Raw genomic sequence first — 18,700 nt, forward strand, 5'->3', positions numbered from 1 at the left:
GTTTTAAAATTTAAGATGTTAAATCATTTGGGGAAAATCATGCAAGCATCTGTTCGTGCCGTTCTGGCTAGCGCAACTGCATTGACTGCAGCGGCCATTCTGACTTCGCAGGCCTGGGCTCAAGCCGCTCAGCCATCTCCACAGCCGGGTACTGCTGGTTCTGGCACCACGGCAGCCACGCCAGCGACCTCGGCGGAGAAGGCACCATCGCAACGGGTCGAGACCATCGTGGTCACAGGCTCACGTATCCGTCGTGATACGTTCAATACGGCATCGCCTCTGACCGTTATCACCAATGAGAATGCTGTCCTATCTGGTACGATCGATGCCGTAGATATCTTGCAAGGCTCTACAGCTGCGGCTGGTTCGAGCCAAATCAACAACTTCTTTTCTGGTTTTATCGTTGAGGGCGGTCCGGGTATTCAAACCGTGGGTTTGAATAGCTTGGGCTCTCAACGCACATTGCTTCTTTTGAATGGCCGCCGTCTGCCGCCATCCGGCACGCGCGGACAAGTTGGCGCAGTCGACCTGCAAACCATCCCAAGCCTTGCCATTAGCCGTTATGAAATCCTCAATGAAGGGGCATCGCCAATTTATGGTTCAGATGCGGTTGGCGGTGTGGTCAACGCGATTGTACGCACCAATGTCAATGGATTTGAGGCAACAGCGACTGCCAGCAGCCCGACAGAGGGTGATGGGGAACAATTTGTTGTCGGCACGGTTTGGGGTAAAACGGCAGATCGTTGGAACGTCATGGTATCTGCCCAATACGTGGAACAAAAGGCGCTTAAGATTGGTAGCCGTGACTTTTGCCAAACCGATTACGTGTTTAATGCCGACACGGGAGTCCGCGTTGATTATATCGATCCCAAAACGGGCCAACCCAAATGCTACGGTGTGGCTGGCGGAGGCTTCAATTATGTTTCTTTGGGGGGCGCAACGGGGCTAACCGGTCAAGGAACATGGGTGGTTGATCCAACCCAAACGGCACGTACGACTGGGTTGAATCCTTCCGTCACTCCGGTTCCCGGTAACCCGGCGGCTTGCGTGACGACAGCCGGCGTGACGGTTACTTGCGCTTCCGCCCAGGTATTGTTGACCGTTCCTGGATTCCGTCGTCTGTTCTCGCCACGCTTTGGCCAAACAGGCCTGCCCGTTGGCGCACAGATCGATTACAACTCACCCTTCATCGCGTCGTCTGATCTGATCTCGCCATCTCAGCGCACGAATGTTTATGCAACTGGTGCCATTGACCTCGACATTTTGGGCGGCATCGAAGTTTATGGAGAGGGGCTCTATGCAAAGCGGGAATCTGAGCAGATCCGGGGTGCACAATTATTCCCAACCATTCCTGCGACCAATGTCTACAATCCTTTTGGCGTACTAGCTCAGCCTGTGTTGTCACGACCAGCTAATGCAGATCAGACGGTTGATACATGGCAGGTGTTGTTAGGTGTGCGCGGGCAAACAGGAAACGGCATCGCAGGTTGGTTCAAGAACGGCCGCTGGGATGTTTACGGTCAAACCAGCGAAGGCAAGGGGGAGTATGGAGGGACGGCCATTCTGCAGGACCGTCTAAATGCGACCTTGGCAACCACCATTACAGGCGGCGTTGCTTCCTGCCCGACCCCAGCTTTAACCGGTGGCACCTGTTTGCCGATCAATTTCTTCGATCCTCGAATTATCCGCGGCGAGTATACCGCGGCCGAGTACGATTATTTGTTCAATGGCCCAAATCTGGGCAAAACAGTTTACCGCCAGTCTGTAATCGAAGCGAACGTTTCGGGTGATCTTTTCGAAATCCCCGGTGCAGCAGATTCGGTAAAGGCCAATCTGGGTTTCCACTACCGCAAATATGACATCAATGATGTGCCGAGTATCGATTCTCGGCGCGGCAATGTTGCTTTCTCAACCAGCGCCGGAATCACCAAGGGCAAGGACTCTGTCAAAGAATTCTATGGTGAGATTGCAGCTCCATTGGTCGCAAAAAAGCCCTTGATCGAAAATCTTGAGCTGACTGCTGCCTACCGTTACACAGATTACGATAGCTATGACTCGAACACGACCTGGAAGGCGACCCTAGATTGGCGCTTGACGCCCCAATTCCGTGTCGTTGCCATCTCGGGGACATCTTACCGGGCTCCAAGTCTGTTTGAACTTTTCCTCGGCGATCAGACAGGCTTTCTCTCACAGGCCTCGATTGATCCATGTCGCAATTGGGGGCAAAGCAGCAATCAGGTCCTGCGTGATCGTTGTCGGGCAGATTTGGTGCCCGAGGATTATGCTGCGACTGGATCAAGTGCCACCATCATCACAGGTGGCGGTGAGGGTAATTTGAAGGAAGAGGAATCCCGTTCGGATATCTTCAGCTTCATTTATACACCAACGCTCATAGACCTGAATTTGCGGGTCGACGCGTGGAAAATCGAGGTGACCGATCAGGTTGCCCAGTTTGGCGCGGGCAACATTGTGAGTTCGTGCTATACCGACACAACTGGTCGGGCTGCGTCATTCTGCCCGCTGTTCGTGCGGGACAAGAACCCAACTTCAAACCGTTTCAACCAGATTCTGACCGTTCAAAACAATTATGTGAACGTGAATGTAACTCGAGTTGAAGGCATTGATCTCAAGGCTCTTTATCGCAAAGAGTTCTCATTCGGGAACCTTTCAGTAAATTCCCAGCATCGTTGGACAACCAAGAGCGAGACTGGTCTATTCTCTGCAAGTGTTTTGACCGATGATGCTGGCTTGATTGGTGAGCCAATTTACAATTCCACCACGCAGTTGCAGTTCCGTCGCAAAGATTGGACCTATGCATGGACGATTGATGCAATTGGCCAGACCAACCAGACCACGGTTAATAATCCAGTTACCATCGCGCCGGGTACATTCTTCGCCTACACAGGTGCATCACGTTTGCTCTATAAGACCAAAACCGAGGCTTACATTACCCATGATGTCAGCGTTCAGTATCGGTCGGATAACTGGACCCTGGTCGGTGGGATCAGCAATATCTTCAATGAAGAACCTCCTTCAATTTCCACAGGTGTGTTTTTCGCACGATTGGGGGAGTATCCGCTTGTATCGCAATATGACTTGGTCGGGCGCTCGGTGTTTGCTTCCATCACCCGTCGCTTCTGATCTCACGACCCAGCTCTCTCCCGGGGGCAGAATTGGTTCCAATTGATACGGTGCCGATCTTGACCCCATTGAATGGAGCGCCAACAGCATAAAGGGCAAGCGCCTCCTAATTGGATTTTGCTCCAGCCAACAAAAAGCCCGGCAGGTTTGTCCTGCCGGGCTTGTCTTTGTTGATTCTTTGTCGATGACCAATTGTGGCCGGCTAGCTCAGCGGTCCTCTATTTCGAGGCGCGTGAGCTGGCCGTTGTCTTCAGGCCAGGTTCTTTGAAACTGGCAGAGATGTTACCGCAATTATTGCTCATCCAATCGAGAATGAGGGTCAAGAACTGGGTTCTATGCTCTGGTGTCATCTGCCCTAATGTGTGGGCCATTTTGGGGATTTCGACATAACGGAAGTTCGCATTCGGATTGACCTGCCGCATGCGGGCGGCCGCAGAACGTGAGTGGATGGTATCAGCCTGGCGGTCATAATCACCGTGGAAAACGAGCCAAGGGATTTTCACTTGGTCGAGATTAGCCATTGGGTCCCAACCAGCCACCGTTACACCTTGGTTGACCCGCTGCAGGCGGCTTTCACCCCAGTCAGTCGAGATACGCTCAAGGTCAATAGCAGGTGCACCTGAGATGGCACATTGCCACAAGCCTGCTGAACGACCACCGGAACGGGCGGCCGCGGCTGCTGCTGCAAAACCACCATAGGAATAGCCGTACATCATCATGCGGTTTGGATCCGCAATGCCTTGGTCAACCAGCCACTTGGCGCCGTCGTCCTTATCATCTTGCATAAGGGCACCCCATTGCCGGTCGCCCCCCTTCCAGACGGCTTTGCCTAAGCCCAAGGAGCCACGATATTGCGGCATCAGAACGGCAAACCCGCGCGTGGCAAACATTTGCGGCCAATAGCTGATGTCAAAGTCCATATCGTCGCGTGCCCAAGGCCCGCCGTGGGGCATGACGACAAGCGGCAAACGCCCATCGCGCTCCTTGTTGTAGCCAGGCGGCAAATACAAAATGCCAGGCACTTGGAACCCGTCACGGGCAGGATAGTAGAGCCATTCGGCAGGGCCCAAGGTTTTGCGGTCCCAACCTTCGAGTACCGAGCCGATCTTGATGAGCTGGCGCTCATTCTTCAACAAATAATAAGTATCTGGCACGTTCGGGGCGGTCGCCGTCACCAGAACATTGGCACCGCCGTTACGGCTAGTGAAACTAATGTTGGTGCCTGGCAAGGCTCGCTCGAGCAGATTGCTAATGCGCTTGTCAGTCGGGTCGAGATAATTGCATTCGGTTGAGGGCCCGTTCCAGCAAAAGCTGCGCAGCGGATCTTGGGTCAGGGCATCTTCGTCTGACGCGGAACCGAAGCTAGCTGATGAGATGTCAAACTCAGTGTTTTCGGCAATTGGTGCGCTAAGCTTGTCAGTTGCAATGTCGTATTTGGCCAGTACCGTAAAATTGGTGTCTCGATTAATGACGACATAGATTGTGCTGTTATCTTTCGAAACATGCACTGGCCGTAAGGTGTAGCGTTCATTCCAAGTGCGCCGCAGGCCTGGCAATTCACGCCAAGGGCTGTCATTGGTTTCACGGAAATAGACGAACGTGGTGTACACTCCATTCGCCGCGCGCAACTCACTCTTCAGCTTGATTTGGCCTTTGCTGTCCGCCCAGTCAAAGCTTTCATTGTCGCCAGTCCGTGCAAACCGATCTTTACGACCGGTATTTACGTTCAAGCGCACGATTTCAGTGCCCGAAAAGCGGTTGATTTCCATCAGCACCACATTCTCTTCCGAGGGCAGGCGGTTGAACAACCCGAATCCAATGATGCGATCGTCGCCACGTGGGTCGGCCTCGTCGTTGGAAATGTCGAGGAATGACGACCCGTCCAGATTGGCAATTGCAGCCTTGCTCTGCCAGTTTGAATATGCACCGGCAGCAACGGGCTGGTTAGCAAACACCAGCAACTTCGAATTGTTCAGGAACTGAAAGCCCGTGAATCGCATCGTGCGCGACCCGAATTGAGTCGGCGTCTTGCTCATGTCGTCGGTTGACCACACTCGGATCACAGGATTTTGACCTGGGATGCCTGCAATTGCGGCAATATGCTTGCCATCTGGGCTGATAGCAGCGCTGCGAATGTTCCAGTCTTTCGACATCACATCGATTGGCAGTGCCGGACCAGTAGGCTTGAAACCCTGTGCGGGGGCGGCGGTCACGAGCCCAGCAGCACAGATAAACGTCGAAACCGCAAGCAAAATTCGTTTTGCGACCATGTGTGATTACCCCATGTGACTATGGTGATGGAGATGAGCGCCCGAAAGCGCGCTGAAACGCTTTACAACCCATTCCATGTAGCTTCTCTCCATCGAAGAGCAAGTTGCCTAGCAGCGATTACCAGCCGTGCACAAGAGTGTGGCAAACATGTTACAAATTTTTCACAAGTGATGCCATGAGCAGATTTGGACAGGATGAGTCCTTGCAAGCACTTGCCGTTCGCGCTTAACCGCCCCCAGTGCAAAATTCGTGATTTTTTACCTCTGATTACCTGAGGTAATGTCGGCGAGTTTTGGTTACATAAAAGGGGGTTACCTTGAAAATTAACGTTCGTGCTTCCCTGATCGGCGCTACCGCGTTGACAGCACTGACTTTCGTCCCAGCTCTTGCAGTCGCCCAAACAGCGCCTGCCGCGCCTGCTGCTCCCGAATCGGCTCCCGCAAAGCAGGCTGAAACCATCATCGTGACCGGTTCGCGTATTCGTCGCGACACGTTCAACACGGCCTCGCCTCTCACAGTCATCACCAATGACAATGCAGTATTGTCGGGTACGATTGACGCTGCTGAGATCCTGCAAGGGTCGACCGCTGCTGCCGGTTCTGGTCAGATCAACAACTTCTTCGCGGGCTTCATCGTTGAAGGTGGCCCAGGTATTCAGACCGTCGGCCTGAACAGCCTTGGCGCACAGCGCACGTTGGTGCTGCTCAATGGTCGCCGTCTGCCACCATCAGGTGTCCGCGGCCAAGTCGGCGCGGTCGACCTGCAAACCATCCCGAACATTGCGGTCAACCGCTATGAAATTCTGAATGAAGGCGCTTCGCCAATTTACGGTTCGGACGCAGTTGGTGGTGTGGTCAACGCGATTGTTCGTAAGAACGTCAACGGGTTTGAAGCAACCGCATCGGGCAACATGACCGAGGCCGGCGGCGGCGAGCAGTTCACCGTGGGTGCTCTGTGGGGCAAGACCGCTGACCGTTGGAATGTGATGGTCACCGGCAGCTATTTCGAACAAAAACCCTTGAAGTACGGCGATCGTAACTATTGCCAGCAAGATTATGTGTTCGATGCCGTGACGGGCCAACGCGCTGACTTCATCGATCCAAAGACGGGCCAGCCTAAGTGCTTTGGTATCGGTCCATCCTTCAACCGCATTGCGCCTTTGGGTTCGGCTCTCACCGGAACCGGCACCTGGGTTTCTGACCCAAGCGTAACTGCTCGTACAACCGGCCTGAACCCATCGGTTCGTCCAGTGACCGGCAGCACCACGCTGTGCCAATTGCCAACCGGTGCAACCGCCACCTGCGCCAGCCAGCAAGTGTTGTTGACGGTTCCTGGCTACCGGCGCTTGTTCAGCCCAGCTTTTGGTGTGATCGGTTCGCCTGTTGCCAACCAAGTGGATTATGAGCATCCGCTGGTTGCAAACACCGACATCATTTCGCCTTCCAAGCGGACCAACATTTACGGGACAGCCGCACGCGACCTCGACATCCTCGGTGGCGTCGAAGTCTATAGCGAGTTCATCTACGCTAAGCGTGAATCGAGCCAAGAACGTGCTGCCCAGCTGTTCTTCCAAATTCCTGCAACCAACGCATTCAACCCATTTGGCGTGACGGCTCAGCCTGTCATCGTCCGTCCAGCCAACAGCCAACAAGAGGTTGAGACCTGGCAAGTTGTTGGCGGCATCAAAGGACAAACCGGCAATGGATTGGCTGGCTTCCTGAAGAATGGTGGCTGGGACGTTTATGCACAAACCAGCCGCGGTGAAGGGACCTACACCGGTACAGCCATTTTGGCAGACCGCCTGTCGGCTATGGCTCAAGCCACCCGTAACCCAACCACCGGTGTTGTCAGCTGCCCAACCCCTGTTTTGTCGGGTGGCACGTGCTTGCCGATCAACTTCTTTGATCCCCGCGTGCTGCGTGGCGATTTCACACAAGAAGAGTTCAACTACCTCTTCAACAACCCCAACCAAGGCAAGACCGTCTATGAGCAGACAGTTGTTGATGCCAACGTTTCGGGTGACGTGTTTGAAATCCCAGGTGCATCGGGTCCGTCCAAATTGGTGTTGGGTGGCCAATATCGCAAGTACAGCATCAATGACGTCCCAGGGCCCGAAACCCTGCGCGGCAATATTGCGCTGACCACAAGCGCAGGAATCACCAAGGGTGAAGACACGGTGAAGGAGTTCTACACCGAGTTGGAAATGCCATTGGTGGCCAAGAAGCCTCTGATCGAAGATCTGCAGGTCAACTTGGCTTATCGCTACACCGATTACGATTCCTACGACTCGAACTCGACCTGGAAAGCTACGGCAAACTGGAAAATCACCCCAGAATTCTCGATCGTTGCGATCGCCGGTACCTCGTATCGCGCGCCTGCACTGTTCGAACTCTTCTTGGGCGACCAGACTGGTTTCTTGTCTCAGGCATCGATCGACCCCTGTATCAACCATGACCTCAGCAGCAACGCGATCCTGAAGGCTCGTTGTACTGCGGCAGGCATTCCTGGCGACTATAATGGTGCCACCAACGGCACTAGCCAGTCCGCAACCATCTTCACCGGTGGTGGTGCAGGGACCTTGAAGGAAGAAGAGTCACGTTCGGACATCTTCAGCTTCGTCTACACTCCAACCAAGTTCGACCTGAACTTGCGTATTGACTACTGGCAGATTGAAGTGACCGATCAGGTCGCTCAGTTTGGTGCAGGCAACATCGTCGGCTCTTGCTATGCAGCAACCGATGTTTCACGTGCCAACCAGTTCTGCGGCTTGTTCACCCGTGACACGAACCCAGCATCGCCTCGCTTCCGTCAGATTCTGACTGTTTCGAACGACTATGTGAACGTGAACGTGCAACAGGTTGAAGGTATCGATTTGAAGGCCACCTATCGCAAGGACTTTGCGTTTGGTGATTTCATCATTGACACCGCACACCGTTGGACCCTGTCGAACAAGGGTGGCCTGTTCTCTGACTCGACCTTGATCGAATCAGCTGGCGATATCGGTGAGCCCATTTATAACAGCCAGACCCAATTCCGCTTCGAGCGGAAGGACTGGACTTATACGTGGAGCGTTGATGCAATCGGTCAGACCAACCAAACCGACTTCAACAATGGCATCAATCCAGTCACTGCTCTGCCTGGTTCTTATTATGCCTACAACGGCATCAGCTCAGTCCGCTACAAGACCAAGACTGAAGCTGTGATCACCCATGGCGTCAGCGTCCGTTATCGCTCGGACAACTGGACCATCGTGGGCGGCATCCGGAACCTGTTCGATGAACCACCTCCATCGATTTCGACCAGCGTGTTCTTCTCGCGCTTGGGCAATTCGGCGCTGACCTCGCAGTACGACCAGTTTGGTCGGTCGTTCAATGCGTCGATCATCCGCCGCTTCTAAGGCGGATTAAGAGACAAAACGAGAAAGGCGGCCTTTGCGGGCCGCCTTTTTTGTTGACTGGGCGGACCGGGCTGACCTGCGCACAAGCCGACAAAATCGCGCAACCACGAAGCGGTCCTATTCTGGATATGGTGCAACTGGCTGGACTGCTTGAGAACTAGGCATATTGTGGTTGGGTTGTGTGCAGAAAATGTTTATTTGAATACTTTGATTGTATATGATTGAATGATCTAGCAGAATTAATCTTATATAAAAAATATATATTTGATACCAGATAAAACTATTCTCAAAATAATAAAAATATTGTTTGATATAATTGAATATACATTTTTGAATTCTCAAATATACTGATAGGTAATGATAAAATGCGACACTTTAGCAACAACTCGGGTTAGTCTTGTACTTTGCCTGCCTTTGAAGCGTTGACGATTTGTAATGTGCTCGTTAACTCTCGAACCATTGCCCGAAATCTGACTCAATAAATTCAGCGGGCAGGGGACAAATGGAGGTTCCATAATGAAGATGTCGATGACCCGCGAGCTTTTGCTTGCGAGCACAATTGTAGCAGGGCTGAGCTTTGCAGCGCCCGCATTTGCCCAGACGGCACCAGCGGACAGCACAGAGAAGCAAGCCGAAGTCGTGGTTGTGACCGGGACCCGGATTTCGGCTCCAGGCGTGCAGTCTGCCAGCCCGATCACCTCGATTGGTGGCGCTGAACTGCAATTGAACCAGGTGGCTGAACCTGAAAAGCTGTTGCGGGCTTTGCCATCAACCATCCCGGGCGATGGTGAAAACGTCAACAACGGTACCGCCGGTGTGACAACCGTCAACATGCGCGGTCTGGGTGCGCAGCGCAACCTCGTCCTGATGGATGGCAAGCGCATGACCCCATACAATATCGATGGCCGCGTTGACGTGTCGACCGTTCCCCAAGCCATGCTGGAGCGCGTTGACATCCTGACCGGTGGTGCGTCGACCGTGTACGGTTCGGACGCGATGTCGGGTGTTATCAACTTCGTCCTGAAGAAGGACTTTGAAGGCGTCGAAGCCGACATCAAGCGCTCGATCACGGGTGACAATGACGGTCAAATCGTCACGGCCTCGCTTGCAATGGGTGCAAACCTTGAAGACGGCCGGGGTAACGTCGCTTTGTCCATGAACTGGACCCAGCGGGATCCAGTTTTGTTAGCTGATCGTCCTTTCGGCATCGTCGGTGTGTCCTCGGCGACTGGCTCTGGCCTTGATGGCCGCGCTGTTGCTGCACCAGCCGGTTGCGGCGGCCCCAACGTTGTGGGCGCAGGTGGCTCAACCACCACGATCCCAACCCGCATGACTTATATGGGTGGCGGCGGCCAGTTCCGGGACGATGGTACATTGGGTGCCAACTGCTCGGTGTTCAATTTCAACCCATACAACTACTATCAGACCCCTCAAGAGCGCTATTCGGCGACCGCCATTGCCCGCTATGACATCAATGAGCATGTCGAAGCTTATGGCCGTGCGACCTTTGCTGCGACCAATATTCGTCAGCAGATTGCGCCATCAGGTGTGTTTGGCAACCTGTTCATGGTTCCCCTGAGCAACCCATTCCTGTCGGCTCAGGCCCGGTCCACGATTATTGCTCAAGCGGAAGCTTTCCGCGCTGGTGGTGGTACCACAACCGGTCGCTGGATTGACACCAACGCTAACGGCCGCGTCGACGCTGCTGACAGCCTGCAATTGTCGATCCGCCGTCGTACCGTTGAATTTGGTGAGCGTTCGACCACCTATGACAACAATACGTTCCAATTTGTCTTGGGCTTGAAGGGCGACCTCGGCAAGTTCCTGCCAGATTGGACCTGGGACACCTCGGTGCAAATGGGCCAAGCTGACCGCACCAATGTGTCGGCTGGCTACACCAACGTTGCCAATATTCAGAACGCTCTGAATGCAACCTCCACCACGGCCTGTGCCAATGGCGATTCAGCTTGCGTGCCGATCAACCTGTTTGGTGGCTTTGGTACCATTACCCCCGCGATGGCGAAGTATTCATCAGCGACTGCCCTTGAACAGCAAAGCTATATCCAAAGCATTGCTGGTGCATCGATCGGTGGTCCTTTGCACGGCTTCCAAAGCCCTGCCGCAGACTCCCCAGTCAACGTGGTCTTGGGTTACGAATATCGTCGTGAAGAAGGTTCGACCACGCCAGACGAATGCTTGAAGCTGGCTCCAACCAGCTGCTTGGGTGGTGCAGGTGGTAACACCTTGCCCGTGTCGGGTGGCTACAATGTGAACGAAGTCTATACTGAAATCGGCGTTCCGCTGATCTCGGGCAAGCCATTGGTTGAGTCGATGAACCTCGAGCTCGGCTATCGCTTGGCAGATTATTCGTTGACTGGCCAAAACACGACTTGGAAAGCAGGTCTGGACTGGGCTTTGACCGACCAGTTCCGCTTCCGTGCGATGAAGCAAAAGGCAGCTCGCGCTCCGAACGTGGGTGAGTTGTTCTCGCCATTCGTGACCGGTCTGCGTAACTCTGGTTCTGACCCCTGTTCGATTGCCCAGCCAGTGGCTCAGCGTACAGCTGCGCTGCGTGCTCTGTGCCAATCGACCGGTCAAGCTGCCAGCGAAGTCTGGACTGTTCAGGATATCGTTGCCGGCCAAGTCGGTACCTTCGAAGGTTCTGACCCATCCAACCCACCCAAGCCAGAAGAAGCTGATACGCTGACCGTTGGCTTCGTGTGGCGTCCAGACTTTGGTGGTTTCTTGAAGAACACCGCCGTGACGCTGGATTATTATGACATCAAGATCAACGACACGATTGGTCTGGGTGAGCCGCAGGAAGTTCTGGACGGTTGCTATCGCCAAGGTATCCAGTCGTTCTGCTCGAAGATCGTCCGGATCAACGGCGACATTGCAACGCCAGGTGCCGGTATTCGTTTGCTGACCACCAACCTCGAATACCTCCAAGCTTCTGGTTATGAGTTGGGTGTCAACACCGGCTTCGACTTGGAAGACTTGGGCTTCGACAGCAAGTGGGGTTCGATCCGCATTTCGTATAATGCGAACTACTACACGAAGAACGAGTATCAAACGACCGCAACCTCTAGCGTCATTGATTGCAATGGCTTCTATGGTTCGAGCTGTGATCCAACCCACCAGTTCCGCTCGGTGCAGCGCACAACTTGGTCGGTTGGCGACTTCCAATTGTCCTACAACTGGCGTCACTTTGCAGCCATCGAGATCGAAGAGACCTTGAAGTCGGGCATTTTCGATGCCTTCGAGAAGATCGATGCTTACAACTACATCGACCTCTCTGCATCGTGGGATGTCAATTCAGCTCTCACGGTAACGGCTTCGGTTGCCAACGTGTTTGATGAAGATCCTCCAATCATCGGTAACGAAACCGGGACGACTTCTTACAACTCGGGCAACACCTTCCCATCGAACTACGATGTGTTGGGCCGCGTTTATGCCATCGGCGTCAACGTGAAGTTCTGATCTGATTTCTCAGATTGACCTTTTGGTGGCGGGCCTCTCGGGGCCCGCCATTTTGTTGTCAGGTGGTTGGGTTGCACCCATGATAAGCCGACATCATAGTCTGGCGGGGTGGTCTTTGCGGAAGGAGTATGAATGTCTGCGCAAATCGAAGCTTGGGTGGCTCAGGCTGAAAGGGCGGCCAATTCTGGTCAGTGGAGCGAGGCTGAGCGTCTGTGGCACCAAGTCGCTAACGCCCAACCCGATCATGGGCTGGCTCAGCATCGGCTTGGTATACATGCTTTTCAGCGCGCCGCCTTTGCCGAAGCAGAGGCCCATTTGATGCGCGCTGCCACTTTGATCCCGCAGGATCCCATGGTGGCGCTTATGTTGGCCAATGTACGTCGCGAGATGGGCCAAGTTGAAGGTGAGTTGGCGGCTCTGCAATTGGCTCTATCGGCCGATCCCTATTTCTACCCAGCGCTGCTTGCCAAGGGCGGCCTCTATGAACGACAGGGCAGGCTGAAATTGGCGGCCGTAACCTATCGCAATGTTTTGAAGATCGCCCCGCCCGAAAGCCAGTGGCCGCCCAGTCTGGCAGATCATTTACGGCGCGCGCGCAAGCTGGTGACCGATTATCAGGAGGCCATGGCCATCAAATTGTTTGAGGCTGTGGGTGGGGAGGCAAGTCTTTCAAGCCAATGGCGCGAGGCTGTTTCCATCATGGCTGGTCAGACTCGACCCTATCACGCCGACTGTAACCAGCTCCATGTCCCTCGACTCCCCGCCATTCCGTTCTTTGATCCGAGTGACTTTGCATGGGTTTCGAGTTTAGAGGCCCAGACAGGTGCCATTACCGATGAATTGCGGGCTGCCTTGGCGAACAAGCAGCAGGATTTTCAGCCATATATCAATTATCGGCCTGGAGACCCTGTAAACCAGTGGGCCGAACTCAACCAGTCGACGCGCTGGAGTACACTCAGCCTTTGGCGTGGCGGTATTCCCGATCTCGAAAACCAGGCCGCTTGTCCGCAGACCAGTGCAGCTTTGCAGGCAGTCGATATGGCGGCAATTGGTGGTTTGTGCCCCAATGCCATGTTTTCGGCGCTAGCACCTCATACCGAAATCCCCCCCCACCATGGCGAGACGAACGCGCGTCTGGTGGTTCATTTGCCTTTGATTGTCCCGGACAAATGTCTGTATCGGGTAGGGTTTGAGCAACGTCGCTGGGAGGTTGGCAAAGTGCTGATCTTTGATGACACGCTGGAACATATGGCGCGCAATGACAGTGATGAGTTGCGCGTGGTTCTGATCTTCGATGTCTGGAACCCGTTGTTGTCACAGGGTGAGCGCGAACTTGTCCAGGCGCTGACCCAGGCTGCCCGCAGCTTTGGTGCCGACTGAATAGGCCACAACTCACATCACCAACAGCAGGACCTAGCTGGCCAAACGCACGTGCTGCCCCAGCGTTGCCACGTCCTAATGCACACGAACTGGTTCGTGCATGGAGGCATTGCCGCGTTGGGATGCTTGTAACAACAAGGCCGACAGGCGTTCATCACCAACCAGAGCACCGATTACGGTTGCTGCACGGCCTGCTGCTTGCGCACCTTGCGCGCTTGAGCTGAACGCCCGGCTAAAGGCCGTCAGTGGGTCTTCCACGGCTGGATAGACCCGCAGGCTGACAGGGGTCGCAGCCTCGATCTTGGCCAATTCCTTCGCTTTCAGAATGGCGGTGCGTACCCCGCCAATCTGGTCTACCAGACCAATGTCTTTGGCTTCATTGCCGGTCCACACACGTCCTTTGGCAATCTCCAGCACACGGGGCAAAGGCAATTTGCGCCCGGCTGCTACCTTACCGGTGAAGTCGTCATAAATGCGCGTCACCGCGGCATTCAGAGCAGTCCGTTGGCTATTCGAGAAAGGTGCGCCAGACGAGAAGGCATTGGCATAATCACCCCCGGCCTGAATGGCGGCAATATTGGCTCCCGTATATCGGTTGAGAGCTTCGTTGATTACAAACTTGCCGCTAAAAACACCGATGGAGCCAGTGATGGTTGAGGGCATCGCCAAAATGGCATCAGCCCCGGTCGAAACATAATAGCCCCCCGAGGCCGCATAGGCCCCCATCGAAACCACTACGGGCTTGCCTGCTTTTTTGGCTCGTTCAATCGCTGCCCAAATCTGGTCTGACGCACTGGGCGATCCACCGGGCGAAGATACACGGAAGACGATAGCCTTGACGGCATCATCATCTGTGGCGTCACGTATGGCAGCGGCATAATCGTCGCTGGTAATGCCCTCTTGATCTGCAAATGGATCGTTGCTGCGCTGCCCGGTGATGATGGCTCCTTCGCCACCAATCAAGGCAATCACAGGACCAGTTTCTGGGGGCAATTGATAATTGCCCAAATCAACAAACTCAGCCTTCTCCTTGCCGCCGGCTTTGGCGAGGGCAGCATCCATAGCCTCTTCGGGCTGACCAATCTTGTCGACCAACTTGGCCTGCAAGGCCTGCTCAGCCGACAATGGCGCACGATCAAGTGCCGCCTTCATGGCTTCGACGGGAACCTTCCGGTCATAGGCAGTTGCAGCCAAAAAGGCATTGTAAATGCTACCCAGCATAGCCGTCGTGGCCTCACGGTGCGGGGCATTATACGTCTTTTCGGTGTAGCTGTTCACCGCATTCTTATATTCTTTGAATTGTTCAAATTGCGGCAAAATGCCGAATTTCTCCATAAAGCCACCCAGAAACAGCGTCTCGGCGACAATGCCTGTGGCCGAAAAATCAGTCGTGCCCTGCATCCACAATTCACTAGCACCTGATACTGCGACATAATTGGACAGGGTCGGATATTCAAAACCCTGCGCATGGACGATCACGAATTTCCCGGTGCCTTTGAAATCGATCAGAGCTTGGCGGATCTCCTCGGCGTGAGCGGGGGCCATGCCTGCCTCGCTTGCGCGCACAAACAGTCCCTTGACGCTGCTATCTGTTTCAGCCGCCTGCAGTTTTCGCACGATATCGACCACTGAGACATTGCTTGAGAAGCCAGCAAAAGGTGAACTCGGCGGCACGTCACGGATTGGTTCGCGCAGATCAAGACTGAGGACGGTATGGGATGGCGTGACGGGCGCACTTTGCCCTGCAACCGAGGCGACAAAAATGATGGGGATGAGGATGAAGAAAAGAACCAGGCCCATGAAGACCCCAGCAATCGTGATCAAAAACTGCTTCACCTCAAACCCCTCCGTGGCCGACTGCACCCATTTTGCCAGATTTGCCCATTGTGCCGTGCTCATCACCTCCTTAAGAGGTGATCAGGCGCAGTTTTGGAATATGCCTAGCGGTAGCATTGCCCTACAGCCCCCATCGATACAGGAAGTTGTGGGAACAGACCAGAGCGCGTGCGATCACAAGCGCGCGGCTTTTCAGTAGCAGCTATGCCTTCAAGGCACGGCGAAGCTCTTCCGCAGCGCGTCGGCCATGTCGCCAAGCCCCACTGACTGTCACCGCAAGTGCGTCCTCGCAGCCGTCCCCGGCAAAGAATAGGCGATTTTCCACGGGCAGGCCATAATCACGGCGCGCATGGGTGGCACCAATCCGGGGGTGACAATAAGACCCAAGCGAGAAAACATCTTCCTGCCAGTTTGTGCCTGCCTGTTTCTGAACGCGCGCGCCTGTGCCCACAACCTCGCGCAGCAAGCTTTGGGCAAAGTCGGCCAAAGCGGCAGGCCCCTCACGCAGAAGTGGACGCGAGACCCCACCTGGCAACAAGGCCGTGACCATGTTTTTGTCGGGTGAGGTGACCAAAGCATGATATTGGCCGACCTGAATATGGCGATTGGACAAAGCATATTCAGGCAAATCCGGCAGTGCTTGTTCCAAGACCATGGCGACTTTCTCAAAGCCCCCCATTGGCAGATCGGCGATCGCTTTGGTTTTGAAGGCGGGCAGGGCAGGGTCAAATCGGATGCCATCACGGGCCAAGACACCAGTTGGAACGGTGATCAAAGCCGCCTTAGCCCGAAGCTGGCCAAAGCGTCCAACGACCGTAACCCCATGGCTTTGGTTCCAGATCACGCGCTCCACTGGACTGGCCAGCGAGATGGGCAAGTCCAATCCAAGGCGGCTGACCAGGCTACCCATTCCGGTTTCTGGAATAAGGTCTTCCCCCGCAGCCAAAGCCTGATAGCCATCTCGCGAAATCAAGGCTGGATCATCCCCCATCTCCACCGCGAACACATTGAGGAGATGGCGCTGGGCTGGGCTGGGTTGAGGTAATGTGTCGGCCAGCGCCACATCCCGACCTTGGCCAAAGGAGAGGGCTTGCCGCATTTCCCATCCCACCATGGCGCGACTGACCTCGCCCCACGTCGGTCGGGGACTGATTTGGCCTGCCTCGAAGATTCCCCCATCTTCATAACTGCTGGGCAGTAATTTGGTCCCATATGACCTAGCCAATGGCACCAGCGGGTTTTGCGCCTTGTTGTGCAACCAATAGGCGCCGCGATCAAAGCGACGGCCAAGGCTTTGCGTGTCGGTCACGACACGACCGCCCACTCGGTCGCGTGCCTCCAATATGCGGTAGGAAATGCCCAAAGCACCGAGCGCCCGGCCTGCTGCAATCCCCGCCACGCCGGCTCCTATGATGACAACATCGACGTCGACCACGTGGCCGGCTCGAGCTGGTAAGCATGTCAATGTGCTGGTAGCGGCCAACCCGCCCACGACGCGACGACGATCAAGTTCCATTGCTTGAATCTCCAAATGTGAGAATAGTCTCATGTTTGCAAATATGAGACAAGTCTCGTATTGTCAAGCTGGTAAACAAAGAGGGCCCTATGAGGCAGGCAAAGCAAAACGGTCGCACGCCGGGTTCGGGACCAATACCAAAGGCTAAAGAGCCCAGTCAGGATCGCGGCCAAAGGCGCGTACAGCGGCTTCTCGACGCTGCGGTGGACGTGGTGTTGGAATATGGCCCTGAAGGGTTAAAGATGGATATGGTCGCCAAGCGCGCCGCCACCTCTCCTGGCTCACTCTATCAGTTCTTTCCAAATCGCTTGGCGTTATTAGGCGGCCTCATGGACCACTATGGTCGGGCCTTGATGGCACTGGCTGATGCGGGTCTGGCGCGTGAACACATGTCCCCGTCAGCGAATCTGATTGAGGCTGGCCGGGTGTTTCTCGCCCCATTTCTGCGCTTTTATGCCGACAATCCTGCCTATGTCGTGCTTGCCGAAGCCGCTGACCGCGTGTTTGCCGACGAAGACCGCAGGTTTCCCGAGGATGATGCGGTCGCAAGAATTCTGGTGGAAATTCTGATCCGATTTCAGCCGAACCTTGCCAAGCGACGCGCAAATCAGATCGCCCGCCTATTGGTGGTGGCGTGCCATGCGGCCATGGCTGAGGCTGCAACCCTTGCCCCGTCACAGCACAAAGAATGGCTGGGCGAACTTGACGCCCTGATCTGCGGCTACCTTTCGACACTGGCAGAGAATTGAGGCTGTTTACTGCATGAACTCTCCGGTTAGGGCAGTGCTTATCTGATCAAAGGTCTTGCACCTGCGGCCAAGCGCGTCTATCTGCCTGCCTCTCTTGGGGTGTCGCCAAGCGGTAAGGCATCGGTTTTTGGTACCGACATTCCTAGGTTCGATCCCTAGCACCCCAGCCACCTTCTCTGCAAAACAGAACAATTCCTGCGCGCGCTTAACCGCCACGCTTGGTGGTCTATCCTGCGGCGCTATTTTGGTTTGCTGGGCGTATTGATCGCCAGCCAGACCTCGTGGCGACGCAGAAACGGGGCGGTCCAGGGTGGGTCATAGGATGCGTGAATCGGCGCACCTACGGGTGTCAGCTGGCGCTGTTCAAGCCAGGCGCGCAGGCGTTGGCCTTTTTCGTCCATCGTGGCTGGGCTGCCAAAGCCTGAGAACCGAATCACACCATAGCGTTGGGCCGGTTGTTCAAAAAGGCGCACAGCAGGATCGTTTGGGATTGGGAGCGTCGCCAAGCTTGAGCCTTCTGGCATGATGAAATGAACCTTCCACGCCGCCCCGGCATCCTGCCTGGTTACCGGAGCCGTCATAGCGATTGTCTGGCCAGTTGCTTGCCGGGTTACCGGGGCTGTCATCGCAATTTTTGCGCGTGGTTGGTTGTCACCAAAAATATAGCGGGCCAAAGGGCGAAATCCGATATTGGCCGGATCACCCCGACCTTCGGGCACCACCACTTCGGCAATAATGTGCGGTGCATAGTCACGGATTTCAAAATCACCTTGACGCGTGACAAGCTGATAGCGCGGTTCTGGGGTCTGGGCATCAGCGGCACTGGGAAGGCCGATAGCGGCCAGAAGCGGGAAGATCAGGGCGCGGGACGGTTTGGCAGCAGTTTGTGTCATGGCAGTTCTACGCGGCATGCGCTTTTTTGGATGAAAG

Annotated in this window: 9 protein-coding genes and 1 tRNA gene; 6 read left to right on the top strand and 4 right to left on the bottom strand. The window is 54.9% G+C overall.

Going from position 1 to position 18,700, the window contains the following annotated elements:
• Nucleotides 1–39 precede the first annotated feature (39 nt).
• Nucleotides 40–3,141 carry a TonB-dependent receptor domain-containing protein gene (locus PbB2_RS12910; RefSeq protein ID WP_192576333.1) on the top strand — a complete coding sequence of 1,034 codons (3,102 nt, stop codon included), beginning with the start codon at nucleotides 40–42 and terminating at the stop codon, nucleotides 3,139–3,141.
• A gap of 218 nt (nucleotides 3,142–3,359) precedes the next feature.
• Here the strand turns inward: PbB2_RS12910 and PbB2_RS12915 are convergent, their stop codons facing one another.
• Nucleotides 3,360–5,354, bottom strand: coding sequence for an alpha/beta hydrolase family protein (locus tag PbB2_RS12915; protein ID WP_238165014.1), 1,995 nt, complete (start codon nucleotides 5,352–5,354; stop codon nucleotides 3,360–3,362).
• Nucleotides 5,355–5,728: 374 nt separating this feature from the next.
• Here PbB2_RS12915 and PbB2_RS12920 point away from each other — a divergent pair, with 374 nt between their 5' ends.
• From PbB2_RS12920 to PbB2_RS12930, 3 genes are all read left to right on the top strand, one after another.
• Entirely contained in the window at nucleotides 5,729–8,809 is a 3,081-nt protein-coding gene (locus PbB2_RS12920; RefSeq protein ID WP_108985744.1) for a TonB-dependent receptor domain-containing protein, read from the top strand.
• A gap of 516 nt (nucleotides 8,810–9,325) precedes the next feature.
• Nucleotides 9,326–12,289: a TonB-dependent receptor domain-containing protein gene (locus PbB2_RS12925; RefSeq protein ID WP_238165015.1), complete on the top strand. Its 2,964-nt coding sequence runs from the start codon at nucleotides 9,326–9,328 to the stop codon at nucleotides 12,287–12,289.
• A 132-nt stretch (nucleotides 12,290–12,421) separates the two neighbouring features.
• On the top strand, nucleotides 12,422–13,669 hold the full coding sequence (locus PbB2_RS12930; protein WP_108985745.1) for an aspartyl/asparaginyl beta-hydroxylase domain-containing protein: 1,248 nt from the start codon (nucleotides 12,422–12,424) through the stop codon (nucleotides 13,667–13,669).
• A gap of 75 nt (nucleotides 13,670–13,744) precedes the next feature.
• Here the strand turns inward: PbB2_RS12930 and sppA are convergent, their stop codons facing one another.
• Complete coding sequence (sppA, locus tag PbB2_RS12935; RefSeq protein ID WP_108985746.1) at nucleotides 13,745–15,568, bottom strand: signal peptide peptidase SppA; 1,824 nt, start codon at nucleotides 15,566–15,568, stop codon at nucleotides 13,745–13,747.
• A 139-nt stretch (nucleotides 15,569–15,707) separates the two neighbouring features.
• The gene (locus PbB2_RS12940; protein ID WP_108985747.1) at nucleotides 15,708–17,054 is read right to left on the bottom strand and encodes a flavin monoamine oxidase family protein; all 1,347 of its coding nucleotides are present in this window, start codon (nucleotides 17,052–17,054) and stop codon (nucleotides 15,708–15,710) included.
• 56 nt (nucleotides 17,055–17,110) lie between these two features.
• On the opposite strand from PbB2_RS12940, the gene PbB2_RS12945 reads away from it, so the two are divergent.
• Nucleotides 17,111–17,770 carry a TetR/AcrR family transcriptional regulator gene (locus PbB2_RS12945; protein ID WP_108985748.1) on the top strand — a complete coding sequence of 220 codons (660 nt, stop codon included), beginning with the start codon at nucleotides 17,111–17,113 and terminating at the stop codon, nucleotides 17,768–17,770.
• Nucleotides 17,771–17,865: 95 nt separating this feature from the next.
• A tRNA-Gln gene (locus PbB2_RS12950) sits at nucleotides 17,866–17,940 on the top strand.
• 69 nt (nucleotides 17,941–18,009) lie between these two features.
• Here PbB2_RS12950 and PbB2_RS12955 read toward each other — a convergent pair.
• Entirely contained in the window at nucleotides 18,010–18,663 is a 654-nt protein-coding gene (locus PbB2_RS12955; protein WP_108985749.1) for an SOUL family heme-binding protein, read from the bottom strand.
• Between the last annotated feature and the right edge of the window lie 37 nt (nucleotides 18,664–18,700).

This window comes from Candidatus Phycosocius bacilliformis, from assembly GCF_003112735.1.
Lineage (GTDB): Bacteria > Pseudomonadota > Alphaproteobacteria > Caulobacterales > Aquidulcibacteraceae > Aquidulcibacter > Aquidulcibacter bacilliformis.